This window comes from Bradyrhizobium sp. S3.7.6 (assembly GCF_054061875.1).
In genome coordinates, this window is sequence record NZ_JBSSEQ010000001.1 from 1,651,666 (window position 1) to 1,664,895 (window position 13,230).

Below are 13,230 nucleotides of genomic sequence, written 5' to 3' on the forward strand. Positions count from 1 at the left end.
AAACGTGAAGGAGACGTGATGGCGTCCCTGATCGCCGGCGGGGTGGACTGCGACGTGCATCCGGCCGTGCCGCATCTGACCAGCCTGCTGCCGTACCTCAACGACTATTGGCGCGATCAGGTGACGACGCGCGGCATGGTCGACCTTGTCTCACAATCCTATCCGCAGAACTCGCCGATCGTGGCGCGTCCCGATTGGCGGCCGGAAACCGGCAAGCCCGGCGCAAGCCTGGAGGACATGCAGCGCCATCTGCTCGATCCCTTCCAGCTTACGCACGCCATCTGCAATCCACTCTACGGCGTGCAGATGGTGTTTTCGGAAGATTTGCAGGCCGCCTTCTGCCGCGCGTTGAACGAGTGGCTGGTGAAGGAATGGCTCGATCGCGATTCACGGCTGCGTGGTTCGATCGTGATCCCCACGCAAAATGTCGAGAAAGCCGTCGCCGAGATCGAGCGCTGCGCACAGGACCGCCGCTTCGTACAGGTGCTGATGCTGGTCATGGGCGACACGCCGCTCGGCAAGCGCGCGCTGTGGCCGATCTACGAAGCGGCGGAACGGCTCCAGCTGCCCGTCGGGATTCACGCCGGTTCCGCCTATCACAATCCGCCGACTGCCGTGGGCTGGGGTTCCTATCACATCGAGGATTATGTCGGTCAGGCCCAAGCGTTCCAGACTCAGCTCACCAGTCTGATCGTCGAGGGCGTGTTCGCCAAATATCCGCGGCTGAAAATGGTGATGCTCGAATCCGGCGTCTCCTGGATCTCCCCTTTTCTCTGGCGCCTGCACAAGTTCTGGCGCGGGGTGCGAATGGAGACGCCATGGGTCGATCGCGCGCCGCTCGACATTGTGCGCAGCAACATCCGGTTCTCTTTACAGCCATTTGATGCGCCGCCGGAACCTGAGACATTAATTCGCCTGTTTGATCATATGCAGTCCGACGAATTGGTTCTATTCTCCACGGACTATCCGCACTGGCAATTCGACGGCCAGGACGCGCTGCCCGAGGGCCTCACCCCCGATCTCGTGCGCAAGATCATGATCGAAAATCCGCATGCGACCTATCCCCGCCTGACTTAGCCCGCTGCCAAAGGAGGCAAGGCGATGAATGTCCAATTCCGCGAGAGCACCGAAGCCGCTTCCCCACTGACCGTCAAAACCGCAATCGCGGACTGCGACATCCATCCGGCACGCGCCACCCGCACCGAGCTCTATCCTTATCTGGCGAAACGCTGGCAGCATCATCTCGAAGTCTACGGCGTCCATGCCTATCAGGGCATGATGGAAGGCCCGCCCTATCCGAAGGCCCAGCCCAACGCATCGCGTCGCGACGCCTATCCGCCGGAAGGCGGGCCGCAGGGCTCTTCGTTGTCCTTCATGCGGAAGCAGCTGCTCGATCCCAACAACGTGGAACTCGGCGTGCTCAATCCGCTCAACACCGGGCAGGGCATCCGCAATCACGAGCTCTCGGCGGCGCTGTGCTCGGCGATCAACGACTGGCAGATCGACAAATGGACCAGCAAGGACAAGCGTCTGAAGGCGTCCATTGTCGTCGGCAATGAGGACGGCCTGTCGGCCGCCGCCGAAATCCGCGAGCGCGCCGGCGACAAGAATTTCGTGCAGGTCCTCCTGCTCAGCCGCAATGTCGAGCCGCTCGGTCAACGCCGTTACTGGCCGATCTATCAGGCCGCGGAAGAGGCGGGGCTTCCCGTCGGCGTGCACGCTTTCGGCTTCGGCGGCAATCCGATCACGCCGTCCGGCTGGCCTTCCTATTACATCGAGGAGATGGTGGGCCACTCGCAGTGCCAGCAATCGGCGCTGGCGAGCCTTGTCTTGGAAGGTGTGTTCGAGCGCTTTCCGAAGCTGAAGATGGTGATGATCGAGGCCGGCTTCGGCTGGGCCCCGTCGCTCGCCTGGCGGCTCGACAAGGTCTGGCACCGGCTGCGCAGCGAAGTGCCGCATGTGAAGCGGCCGCCGTCGGAATATATCCGCGAGCAGGTGTGGTGGACCACGCAGCCGATGGAGGACCCGGAGCGGCGCGAGGATCTGTTCGACGTCATCAAATGGATCGGCTGGGACCGACTGCTGTTCGCGACCGACTATCCGCATTGGGACTATGACGAGCCGTCGCGCGTGCTGCCGGCGGGCGTCAGCGACGCCAACCGCGAAGCGTTCTATCTCGGCAATGCGCGCAAGCTCTATGGGATAGCCGCATGATCCGGAAAAGTGTGAAGCGGTTTTCCGATCAGATCATGCGGAAGACATAAGCATGGCGCGGCACGTGATTGCGGCGGTGGATGAGCTTCCGCCGGGCACGCGAAAATTTCTGGAGATCGACGGACGGCCGATCGCGGTCTTCAACATCAAGGGCGAGTATTTCGGCCTGATGAACCGCTGCCCGCATCAGGGCGCCGCGCTGTGCGAGGGCCCGCTGATCGGGCTCGCGCAATCAAAGGATCCCGGCGAGATCGAATACACCAAGCTCGGCGAGATCATCCGCTGCCCCTGGCACGGTTGGGAGTTCGACATCCGCACCGGCCAGTCCTATTGCGACCCCCGCCGCTTCCGCGTGAAGGCCTATCCGGCGCATGTCGAGCCGGGTGCGAGCGTGGTGAAGGGCCCGTATGTCGCCGAGACCATCCCGGTGAAGGTCGAGAGCGATTACGTGGTGGTGGAGCTTTAGGTTACTGTCATTCCGGGGCGATGCGAAGCATCGAGCCCGGAATCCATCGTGCCGCAAGAATGTTGGGAGAAATGGATTCCGGGTTCGCCTCTTCGAGGCGCCCCGGAATGACCATCAGTGGCTCACCGCCGGCGCCGCTTCACCGGTCGCATCGTACGTCGTCACCGCTTGGCGGCCACCGCGATAGACGATGGATGCGGCAATGATGCCAAGCGCAGCGGCGAACATCAGCCAGAAGCCGGGTGAGGCTTTGTTGCCGGTGTAGTCGATCAGCAAGGTCGAGGCGAATGGCGTGAACGTGCCGAACAGCGCAGCGGCGAGCGCGAAGGCCAGCGAGAAGCAGGTGGTGCGGACATGCGCCGGCACGATCTCGACGAGAGCACCGAGCATGGTGCCGCTGTACATGCCGAAATAGAACGAGAACAACATCTCGACCGCGAGCAGTTTGCCGAAAGTCGGCGCGGCGACCAGCCAGGACAGTGCCGGGTAGGCGGTGACGAGCGCCAGGCCGGCGATGGCGAGCAGTACCGGCTTGCGGCCGATGCGATCGGACAGCGCGCCGCCGACGGGATTCCAGAAGAAGTTGGTCACGGCGACGAGCAGCGTCACCAGCAGTGCGTCCTGCGTCGAGAGCTTCAGCACCGTCTTGCCGAAGGTCGGCGTGTACACGGTGACGAAGTAGAATGTCGTCGTGGTCAGGACCGCGATCATCATGCCGAGGATGACGATGCGCCAGTTGGCGAGCGCGGAGGCGAACACCTCGTTTGCCGTCGGGTGCTTCTTCATGGCGAGGAAGGCCGGCGTTTCCTCGAGCGTCCGCCGCAGCATGAAGATCAGGGGAATGATGAGGCAACCGACGAAGAAGGGAATGCGCCAGCCCCAGGCGGTCACGACGTCCGCCGGCATCACCTCGGACAGGATGAAGCCGAGGATCGAGGCCACGAAGATCGCGACCTGCTGGCTCGACGACTGGAACGAGGTGTAGAAGCCGCGATTGCCGGGCGTGGAGATTTCCGCGAGATAGACCGAGACGCCGCCGAGCTCGACGCCGGCGGAGAAGCCCTGCAGCAGGCGGCCGATCAGCACGATGACGGGCGCGGCGATGCCGATGGTCGCATAGCTCGGGCAGAAAGCGATCACGACGGTGCCGATCGCCATGATGCCGAGCGTGACGATCAGGCCCTGGCGGCGGCCGATGCGGTCGATGTAGGCGCCGAGCACGATCGCGCCGACGGGGCGCATCAAGGCGCCGAGCCAGAACACGCCGAAAGTGTTGAGCAGCGACGCCGTCTCGTTGGTGGAGGGGAAGAACGCCTTGCCGATCGCGGCGGCATAGAAGCCGAACAGGAAGAAATCGAACTGCTCGAGAAAATTGCCTGATGTGGCGCGCAGGATCGCGCCGATGCGCGACTTGATCTCGGGCGGATTGGTTGCTGGTCCAGCCATGACGTTACTCCCCTGGAAGGCGCGGCCGGACCGGAACTCATTCCACGGCAAGGCAGCAGATTGCCTGCTGCGACAATCTGTCCTACCCCTCTCGCGCGGGGCGCGGCGAGTCAATCGATTTCACCGCGGAAGCTGATGATTTTTCAGGCTTTATTCTGCGTTGCAGCGATCATCCACTTGCGGAACGCGGCCAGCTTCGGCGCCTCGCGCCGGCCCTCCGGCGCGACCAGGTAGAAGCCCGCATCGGCCGGCAGCGCGATCTTGAAGGGCACCACGAGCCGGCCCTTGGCGATGTCGTCCTGGACGTAGGAGGTCCGGCCCATCGCCACGCCGATGCCGTCGATTGCGGCCTGGATGGTCATGAAGATCATGTCGAAGGTGATGCCGGGCTGCCTGGCGATGTCGCCCGGAAGGCCGGCCGCCGTCAGCCATAGCCGCCAGTCATCGCTGTTGGCATTGGAGGTGTGCAGCAGCGGATAGCCTTTGAGATCCTCAGGCTGGCGCAGCGGCTTGTCGCCGCGCAGCAGCGACGGACTGCACACCGGAAACAGCTCGTCCGCCATCAGCCAGTCGGCGCGCAGGCCCGGCCATTGACCGCGGCCATAGCGAATCGCGGCATCGACATTGTCGCGCTGGAAATCGACGAGGCTGGTCGAGGTGGTGATGCGGACGTCGATGCCGGGGTGCTGCTCCTGGAAATCGGTCAGCCGCGGCAGCAGCCATTTCGCAGCGAGCGATGCCAGCGTCGAGACGGTCAGCACCTTGTCGTCGTCCTTGCGCAGCAGCCGGTCGGTCGCAAGGCGGAGGTCATTGAAGGCGGCGCGGACGCCCGGCAAATAGTCGCGCGCTTCCGGCGTCAGCGCCAGCGCGCGGTTCTGCCGGACGAACAGGCGGATGCCGAGCTCCTCCTCGAGCCGCCGGATCTGATGGCTGATCGCGGTCTGGGTCACGTTCAGCTCGGACGCGGCCAGCGTGAAGCTGAGATGGCGCGCGGCGGCCTCAAAGGCCCGCAATCCGTTCAGGCAGGGCAATCTGGCAGTCATCTGGCAGCAGGATGCATGACGTTATTTCATGCGAAGGGGTACAAATTGTCGTTTGTCGCAACGCGGTAGCAAGCAGATATTAGCGGTCAAGTTAGCTCGAGGAGCTGAAAATGTCTACTTTGACCCACAATTCGATGACAAATCATCATGCACCCGGCCTGATCCAGCAGATCGGCGAGACGCTTCACGTCTGGCACGAGCGCTACCGGACCCGCCGCGAACTGACCCACTGGACGGCCCGCGATCTCCACGACGTCGGCCTGTCCTGGACCGACATCGCCTACGAGGCTGACAAACCCTTCTGGCGGGCCTGATTGGCCGCCAGGCCGGCGCCGCCTGATCACAGGGGCGCCGGCGGTCCCTCTTTCCGCAGGGCTCGTGTCATGAGCACTCTTCGCCTCGAAGATCTGAAGCAATATTCGGACGTGCTGCGCACCCGGCAGGGTGAGGCGATCAACATCCGCTTCGTCGAGCCGCGCGACACCGAGGAGCTTCAGCACTATTTCCGCTCGCTCTCGACCCGCTCCCGCTACAACCGCTTCTTCGGTGCGATCAGCGAATTGCCAAAGGGCCTGCTGAGCGAATTCCTCGATGTCGGCGCGCGCGAACGCTTCACTGTTGTCGCGACGAAGATGGTCGACGGCTTCGAGACCATCGTCGCCGAGGCGCGCTACGCCTTCCATGCCGAGACCTCCACACTCGAGTTCGGCCTGTCGGTCGACGACCGCTGGCAGGGCCACGGCATCGCCACTGCGCTGATGAAGAATCTCGAGTGCCGCGCGGCTGCGCTCGGTGCCGAGCACATGTTCGGCGACACGCTACGCTCCAACGAGACCATGATCTCGCTCGCCCGCAAATCCGGTTTCGCTTTCGTCAATCATCCCGACGACTGGAAGCTGGTGCGCTTCGATAAGGAGATCAACGTCGCACCGAAAGATATTCCCTGCGCGAGCTGGCGCCTCGCCGCCCTTTCCCGTCAGGCCGACAGCCCCTCAGCCTCGGCCTGACACCACTCCGAGCCCGGCCTGGTCATCCAGAGCCGGGCCTTTTTTTGCCTTCGCTCAAGCGCCGTCATTGGTGAAGTCGGTCGAGGTCGCGACCGATCGCCATCCCGCCAGCTCCCGCGCAACGAAGAGGTTCTTTGCCTCGATCCGCTCCACCGTGTCGCTGCCGAGCGGCAGGCGCAGCGGCGGGTTCTTGGCATCGACCAGCGTCAGGAAGGCCTGCGCCAGCTTGCGCGGATCGCCGCGCTGGCCGTGGTTGAATTCGGCGGCGTGAGCGCGGGTCTTGCCGACACTCTCGTGATAGTCGTCGATCACCTGCGCGGTGCGCGACAGCGAGGTGTCGTCGAGGAAGTCGGTGCGGAAGAAGCCCGGCTCGACCACGGTGACCTTGATGCCGAGCGGCGCCACTTCGCCGGCCAGCGCTTCGCTGATTCCCTCGACCGCGAACTTGGTCGCGCCATAGACGCCCCAGCCGGGATAACCGGTGTAACCGCCGACCGACGAGATGTTGATGACGTGGCCGGAACGCTGGCGGCGCATATGCGGCAGCACCGCGCGGGTGACGCCGAGCAGGCCGAATACATTCGTGCCGAACAGCTTTTGCGTCTCAGCGCCGCTGGCCTCCTCGATCGCGCCGAGCAGGCCGTAGCCGGCATTGTTGACCAGGATATCGATGCGCCCGAAGCGCTTCACAGCCTGGCCCGCCGCCTCATGCGCCTCGGCCTCGCTGGTGACGTCGAGCCGGGTCGCGAGCAGGCGCTCGTGGCTGCCGAGGCGCGCGGTGACAGTGGACGGATCGCGCGCGGTCGCGACCACCGCATCGCCGGCCTTCAAGGCGGCCTCGGCGATCAAAGCGCCAAATCCGCGGGATGCTCCTGTGATGAACCAGACACGCATGATGTTGCCCTTTCCATTTTGGCCCCGACGATGTGCGGAAGCCGATGGGCAAGGTGTAGCGGCTCGCCATAGCTGAGATAATCTGCTATATATTCCGCAAGCTCTTGAGCCAAATTCATTAATGCGGATTGACCCGTCCGACCTCGCGACCTTCCTCGCCATTGCCCGCCACCGCAGTTTTCGCGCGGCGGCGACCGAGCTCGGCGTGACGCCATCGGCGCTGTCCCACGCTTTGCGCAATGTCGAAGAGCGGCTCGGTCTGCGCCTCGTCAACCGCACCACCCGGAGCGTCGCGCTCACCGAGGCCGGCGAACGTCTGTTTGCCCGCATCACGCCGGCCTTTCGCGATATCGACGACGCGCTCGAGGACCTCAACAATTTCCGCGGCAAGCCCGCCGGCACGCTGCGCTTCACCGCCGCCCGCCAGTCCGCGCAGCTGGTACTGCTGCCGATCGTGACGCGTTTCCTGAAATCATTCCCCGACGTCAGCGTCGAGATCGTCATCAACGACGCCCTGATCGACATGGTCGCGGCCGGCTTCGATGCCGGCGTGCGTTTCGGCGAGACCATTGCCGCCGACATGATTGCGGTCCCGATCGGCCCGCGGCACCGTTTTGCCGTGGTCGGCACGCCCGGGTTCTTCAAATCGCGCAAGCCGCCCACCACGCCGCGCGACCTGAAAGGCCTGCCCTGCATCCGCTACCGTTTCACCTCAGGCGCGCTCTATCATTGGGAATTCGAGCGCGGCGGCATCGAGCTCGCGATCGACGTCGCGGGACCGCTGACGATGAACGACCAGGATCTGATGGTCGATGCGGCGCTCGACGGCGCTGGGCTTGCCTACGTGTTTGAGGCGCAGGTCGAAGCGCTGCTCGCCAAGCGTAAGCTGGTTCGCGTGCTCGCCGACTGGTGCCCGGCCTATCCCGGCTTCTTCCTGTACTATCCAAGCCGTCGCCAATTGCCCGCAGCGCTGCGCGCATTCGTGGATTTTGCGAGGGCGCCCGCCAAGTAGTGAGCTGCGTAGCCCGGATGGAGCGAAGCGCAATCCGGGATTCGTGCCACGTGCGCCAGCGGCCCCGGATTACGCTCCGCTCCATCCGGGCTACGGACCTACTACGAGGACGGAGGAGCGAACCTTACTCCTCCGCAATCCAGATACCCCGGTCGCTCAAAGCGGTCAGTACGGCCTCGATGTCTTCCGGTTCCAGCCTGGTGGACGGCATCAGTTCGTTCAGTTGATCGAACGTGACATACCCAGTCTTCTCCGCCAGCAGCGCGGCTTTCCGCACAATCTCAGACCAATCCATTCAGCCCTCCTGAAAATGGGGTACCTACTCTATGGAATGATCTGATGGTCTTGGCTGCGTAGCCCTACTTCCCCGTAAACACCGCCTTGCGCTTCTCGATGAAGGCCTGCACGGCTTCCCTGTGATCAGCAGTCGTGGTCAGGCGGATCAGCCGTCCGGCTTCGTGGTCGCGAGCGGTCTCGAAATCGAACAACAGCGCCTCGTCGAGATTGTCCTTCATGTAGCGCAGCGCCTGACGCGGGCCTTCGGCGAGCGACTTGGCCAGCGCAAAGGCCTCGTCTTGCAGCCTGTCGTCGGGTACGACGCGGTTGACGAGGCCGATGGCCTCTGCGCGCGCGGCGTCGACGCGATCACCGGTGAACAGCAGTTCGCGGGCCCGCGCGGTGCCGACCAGCCGGGTCAAGAGCCAGGCGATGCCGTAGTCGCCGCTCAGCGCGATGCGGGCGTAGCCGGTGGCGACGAAGGCCGATTGCGCGGCGATGCGGATGTCGCAGGCCATGGCAATGGCGAGCCCGGCGCCGACCGCGGGGCCGGGCAGGGCGGCGATGGTCGGCTTGCGTACCGACACCAGCGCGCCGGTGAGCAGCCGCTGCCGCTCCTGGAGGTCGGCGACCTTGTCGTCAAACGACATCTCGAGCTTCTTGGGATCGCGATGCGCGCCCATGCCCTTGACGTTGCCGCCGGCACAGAAGGCCGCGCCCGCGCCGGTGATCAGAAGCGCGCCGACTTCGGGGCTCTCGCCGCAGGTGCGGATCATCGTCCGCAGCGCCGGCGTCAAGGTGTCCGACAGCGCGTTGCGCGCCTCCGGCCGGTTCAGCGTGATCACCGCGACGCGGTCGCGGATGACGCAGAGGAGTTCGTTGGTGCCGGTATCGATGGTGGTTTCGGTGGTCATATTTCCCGCCCTTGTCGGGTGGGCAAAGCGTAGCGTGCCCACCATCTGTTTGTTCATTCATGGCGGTGGGCACGGCGCTATGCGCCTTTGCCCACCCTACGACAGCTCAACTCAAAACTTCTCCACCCAGGGCCGCAGCTCCAGCTCCCAGCTCCAGGCGCTGCGCGGCTGTTGCAGCACGTTCCAGTAGCTCTCCGCGATCGCGTCGGGATCGAGCATCGAATCCGGCTTGTCGGCGGGTTCGGTCCGCGCCGCGCTGCGGATGCCGCCGTCGATCACGAAATGCGCGATGTGGATGCCCTGCGGCGAGAGCTCGCGCGCCAGGCTCTGCGCCAGCCCTCGCAGCGCGAACTTGCCCATCGCGAACGAGGCCGACTGTGCATACCCCTTGACGCTCGCCGAGGCGCCGGTGAACAGGATCGCGCCGTGCTTGTTCGGCAGCATGCGCTTGGCCGCCTGCTGCGCCACCAGGAAGCCGCCATAGGCGCTGATCGCGATCGCCTGCGCGACATCGGCCGGAACGAGATCGACGAACGGCCCGCGCGTGCGGCCGCTGGCGTTGTAGACGACGAGCTCGGGCGTGCCGAGCTCGCGTTCGACCAGGCCGAACAGCCGCTCGACCTCCTCAGGTTCGGTGGCGTTGCAGGCATAGGCCTTGGCGCCGGTCTCGCTACAGAGCGCGCCTAATTTCTCGATCTTGCGCGCGGCCAGCGCGACGCGGATGCCTTGCGCAGACAGCAGCCGAGCAAGCGAGGCGCTCAGGCCTTCGCCCGCGCCAACGATGAGGGCGATCTTGTATTTCGGATGTTCCATGGCGTGATCTCTCGGAGACGGGAAGCCGCTGATCTATGCATCCGCCGCGCGGACAACCAGCCGGGTCGGTCATAATTCCGCAGAGCGAATTGCTCCTTCACGGCGATCATGCCTCCCTGACAATTTGCGGCTTTATCCGACTTTGCGACTGGAGCATGATCGACATCATCCCAAGCGGCAAGCGATAAGAATTGCCGTCGGGCGGGAACGAAGAGGACGATCATGCACAAGCCGGTCACAGGTGAGCCAAAAAGTGTCGCGGCCGCACCATCCGGTCTGCTGGCGCCCGATACATCAGGCATGAATTTCTATCGCGCCGATCCGGCGCTGACTGATCTGTTGCGTATCCATCTGCCGGATACGCTGTTCCGCCACATCGAGCCGCATCTCAATCGCCTCGGCGAGCTCGCCGGTGGCCATCTCGACGATTGCGCGCGGCTCGCCGACCGGCACACGCCGGTGCTGCACCAGCGCGACAAGTTCGGCCGCGACATGCAATGGATCGAATATCACCCGGCCTATCGCGAGCTGGAGAATGCCGCGTTCGGCGAGTTCGGCATCCACGCGCTTTCGATCCGCAAGGGCATCATGGGCTGGCCCGACAAATATCCCGTCGTGGCCAAGCACGCCTTCACCTTCCTGTTCAACCAGACCGAATTCGGCATGGGCTGCCCGATCAACGTCACCGACGGCTGCGCAAAGCTCTTGGCGAATTTCGGCAGCGAGGCGCTGAAGGCGAAATATCTCGACGGCCTGACCCAGACCGACATGAGCAAGCTGACCCAGGGCGGCCAGTTCATGACCGAGAAGGAGGGTGGCTCCGATGTCGGTACACTGACCACGCGCGCCGTGCAGGAGGGCGACCATTGGCGCCTCCATGGCGAAAAATGGTTCTGCTCGAACGCCGATGCCAAGGTCGTGATGCTGCTGGCGCGCCCCGAAGGCGCTGGCCCCGGCACGCGCGGCGTCGGCCTGTTCCTGATGCCGCGCTTCCTCGACGACGGTTCGCAGAACCATTACCGGATCGTGCGCCTGAAGGACAAGCTCGGCACGCGCTCGATGGCCTCGGGCGAGATCAAGCTCGAAGGCGCGATCGCCTATGCGGTCGGCAAGCTCGACCGCGGCTTCGTGCAGATGGCCGAGATGGTGAACTCGTCGCGGCTCTCCAATGGCGTCAAATCCACCGCGCTGATGCGCCGCGCCTATCATGATGCGATGACGGTCGCCAAGAACCGCGTGGTGTTCGCGGCAAGCGCATCATCGACCTGCCGCTGGGACGGCGGCAGATGCTGAAGATCATGCTGCCGGTCGAGCAGGCGCTGTCGATGAGTTTTCTGACCGCCGACGCACTCGACCGCGCCGAGGCTGGCAGTCAGGATGCTGCGGCGCTGCTGCGCATCCTCACGCCGACGCTGAAATTCCGTGCGACGCGCGATGCGCGCAAGGTTTGCGGCGATGCGCTCGAGATGCGCGGCGGTATCGGTTATATCGAGGAATTTGCCACGCCCCGCCTGCTGCGCGACGCCCATCTCGGCTCCGTCTGGGAAGGCACCGGCAACATCGTCGCCATCGATGCGCTCCGGCGCGCGGTCGGCCGCCACGGCGCCGAATCCGCGCTATCAGCCGATCTGCATGCGCGGCTCGATGATAGCGTGTCGGTCCCGCAGGCCTGGCGCGACAATTTGCGCGGTCTCGTCGATCGCGCCGTCGGCTTCGCGCGCGAGGTCGCGCGCAATTCCGAGAACGAGGCCGATGCGCGCCGCGCGACGAGCTTGCTCTATCACGTCGCGAGCGCGGTCGCGCTCGCCTGGGAAGCGCATCGCATCCACGAAATGCGCGGCGATGCGCGCCGGCTGCTGCTGTCGCGGCTGGTGATCGACCATCGCGTGGCGCCGAGCGATCCGTTCCGGCTGACGGAAAATGCCGCGCAAGCGAAGATCGCAGCGCTGCTGCTCGGGGATCGCGACGCCGGCATGAGCGAGGTTGGCGAACTGGTTCTGGCAGCGTAGGCTGCACTCCACGCTCAAACCAAAAGAAGCGATAGGGAGTGCTCGATGAAGGCCGCCGTCCTTTATGAAGTCAATCAGCCGCTGGTCATCGAGGATGTCAGCCTGCCGAAGCCGGGCCCACGCGAGGTTTTGATCCGCACGGCGGTCGCCGGCCTCTGTCACTCCGATCTGCACTTCATGGAAGGCCTGTATCCGCATCCGCTGCCCGCGGTGCTCGGGCACGAGTCCGCCGGCATCGTCGAGCAGGTCGGCTCCGACGTCACCTATGTGAAGCCGGGCGATCACGTCGTGACGTGCCTGTCGGTGTTCTGCGGCACCTGCGACAACTGTACCACGGGCCGCACCGTGCTCTGCACCGACACCACCGTAAAGCTGTTGCCGGGCGCCTCCAACCGGATGCAATGGTCGAAGCCCGAGAAGTTGCACCAGTTCCTCAACCTCTCGTCGTTCGCCGAGCAGATGCTGGTGCACGAGAACGCCATCGTCAAAATCCGCAAGGAGATGCCGCTCGATCTCGCCGCGCTGATCGGCTGCGGCGTCATCACCGGCTACGGCGCGGTCGTGAACACGGCGAAGGTGACGGCCGGCGAGACCGTGGCCGTGATCGGCTGTGGCGGTGTCGGCATGGCCGCGATCAACGGCGCGCAGATCGCCGGCGCCGGGCGCATCATCGCCATCGACACCAATCCGGCAAAGCTGCAGCTTGCGACCAAGCTGGGCGCGACCGACATCATCAATCCCACCGACGGCGACGTCGTGAAGCAGGTGCGCGACCTCACCAATGGCGGCGTGCATCATTCCTTCGAGGTGCTCGGCCGCAAGGAGACCGCGGAGCAGGCTTTTGGCATGCTGGCGTCCGGCGGCACGGCCACCATCGTCGGCATGATCCCGTTCGGTCAGAAGATCGAGCTGCACGGCTTCGACTTCCTGCGCGAGCGCAGGATCCAGGGCTCGTCGATGGGCTCCAACCATTTTCGCGTGGACATGCCGAGGCTGGTTGATTTCTACCTGCGCGGCCGGCTGCACCTCGAGGATTGGATCTCGGCCAAGCTGAAGCTCAGCGAGATCAACGAGGGCTTTGCCAACATGAAGGCCGGCAAGACGCTGCGCAGCGTGATTGTGTTTGATAGCTAGCA

The 13,230-nt window shown here is 64.5% G+C and carries 13 protein-coding genes and 1 pseudogene; 8 read left to right on the top strand and 6 right to left on the bottom strand.

Features of this window, described 5'->3' with window-relative positions:
- Positions 1 to 18: 18 nt before the first annotated feature.
- The 3 genes from ACVJ5M_RS07785 to ACVJ5M_RS07795 are packed head-to-tail and all read left to right on the top strand — an operon-like array spanning position 19 to position 2,680.
- Positions 19 to 1,077, top strand: a complete 1,059-nt coding sequence (locus ACVJ5M_RS07785; RefSeq protein ID WP_063980830.1) for an amidohydrolase family protein — start codon at positions 19 to 21, stop codon at positions 1,075 to 1,077.
- A 24-nt stretch (positions 1,078 to 1,101) separates the two neighbouring features.
- Complete coding sequence (locus ACVJ5M_RS07790; protein ID WP_063980831.1) at positions 1,102 to 2,214, top strand: amidohydrolase family protein; 1,113 nt, start codon at positions 1,102 to 1,104, stop codon at positions 2,212 to 2,214.
- A 52-nt stretch (positions 2,215 to 2,266) separates the two neighbouring features.
- Entirely contained in the window at positions 2,267 to 2,680 is a 414-nt protein-coding gene (locus tag ACVJ5M_RS07795; RefSeq protein WP_028149261.1) for a Rieske (2Fe-2S) protein, read from the top strand.
- A 114-nt stretch (positions 2,681 to 2,794) separates the two neighbouring features.
- On the opposite strand, the gene tcuC is transcribed toward ACVJ5M_RS07795, so the two are convergent.
- Positions 2,795 to 4,126: an MFS transporter gene (tcuC, locus tag ACVJ5M_RS07800; protein WP_063980833.1), complete on the bottom strand. Its 1,332-nt coding sequence runs from the start codon at positions 4,124 to 4,126 to the stop codon at positions 2,795 to 2,797.
- Positions 4,127 to 4,269: 143 nt separating this feature from the next.
- Positions 4,270 to 5,169 (bottom strand): transcriptional regulator GcvA, encoded by a 900-nt coding sequence (locus ACVJ5M_RS07805; protein ID WP_456679272.1) that lies wholly within the window; start codon positions 5,167 to 5,169, stop codon positions 4,270 to 4,272.
- A 110-nt stretch (positions 5,170 to 5,279) separates the two neighbouring features.
- On the opposite strand from ACVJ5M_RS07805, the gene ACVJ5M_RS07810 reads away from it, so the two are divergent.
- Both ACVJ5M_RS07810 and ACVJ5M_RS07815 read left to right on the top strand, forming a co-directional pair.
- Positions 5,280 to 5,483: a DUF1127 domain-containing protein gene (locus ACVJ5M_RS07810; protein ID WP_063980835.1), complete on the top strand. Its 204-nt coding sequence runs from the start codon at positions 5,280 to 5,282 to the stop codon at positions 5,481 to 5,483.
- Between the two features lie 69 nt (positions 5,484 to 5,552).
- Entirely contained in the window at positions 5,553 to 6,176 is a 624-nt protein-coding gene (locus ACVJ5M_RS07815; protein ID WP_063980836.1) for a GNAT family N-acetyltransferase, read from the top strand.
- Positions 6,177 to 6,230: 54 nt separating this feature from the next.
- Here ACVJ5M_RS07815 and ACVJ5M_RS07820 read toward each other — a convergent pair whose 3' ends face one another.
- Complete coding sequence (locus tag ACVJ5M_RS07820) at positions 6,231 to 7,070, bottom strand: oxidoreductase (protein WP_063980837.1); 840 nt, start codon at positions 7,068 to 7,070, stop codon at positions 6,231 to 6,233.
- Between the two features lie 121 nt (positions 7,071 to 7,191).
- Here ACVJ5M_RS07820 and ACVJ5M_RS07825 point away from each other — a divergent pair, with 121 nt between their 5' ends.
- A complete protein-coding gene (locus ACVJ5M_RS07825) occupies positions 7,192 to 8,082 on the top strand; it encodes a LysR family transcriptional regulator (protein WP_063980838.1) in 891 nt (296 codons plus the stop codon).
- Between the two features lie 124 nt (positions 8,083 to 8,206).
- Here ACVJ5M_RS07825 and ACVJ5M_RS07830 read toward each other — a convergent pair whose 3' ends face one another.
- From ACVJ5M_RS07830 to ACVJ5M_RS07840, 3 genes are all read right to left on the bottom strand, one after another.
- The gene (locus ACVJ5M_RS07830; RefSeq protein ID WP_063980839.1) at positions 8,207 to 8,377 is read right to left on the bottom strand and encodes an RNA polymerase sigma factor region1.1 domain-containing protein; all 171 of its coding nucleotides are present in this window, start codon (positions 8,375 to 8,377) and stop codon (positions 8,207 to 8,209) included.
- 64 nt (positions 8,378 to 8,441) lie between these two features.
- Complete coding sequence (locus ACVJ5M_RS07835; RefSeq protein ID WP_063980840.1) at positions 8,442 to 9,272, bottom strand: enoyl-CoA hydratase; 831 nt, start codon at positions 9,270 to 9,272, stop codon at positions 8,442 to 8,444.
- A 111-nt stretch (positions 9,273 to 9,383) separates the two neighbouring features.
- Positions 9,384 to 10,085: an SDR family NAD(P)-dependent oxidoreductase gene (locus tag ACVJ5M_RS07840; protein WP_063980841.1), complete on the bottom strand. Its 702-nt coding sequence runs from the start codon at positions 10,083 to 10,085 to the stop codon at positions 9,384 to 9,386.
- A gap of 222 nt (positions 10,086 to 10,307) precedes the next feature.
- On the opposite strand from ACVJ5M_RS07840, the pseudogene ACVJ5M_RS07845 reads away from it, so the two are divergent.
- Positions 10,308 to 12,094: pseudogene (locus ACVJ5M_RS07845) on the top strand (acyl-CoA dehydrogenase family protein).
- 45 nt (positions 12,095 to 12,139) lie between these two features.
- Complete coding sequence (locus ACVJ5M_RS07850; protein WP_063980843.1) at positions 12,140 to 13,228, top strand: Zn-dependent alcohol dehydrogenase; 1,089 nt, start codon at positions 12,140 to 12,142, stop codon at positions 13,226 to 13,228.
- The last annotated feature ends 2 nt before the right edge of the window (positions 13,229 to 13,230 follow it).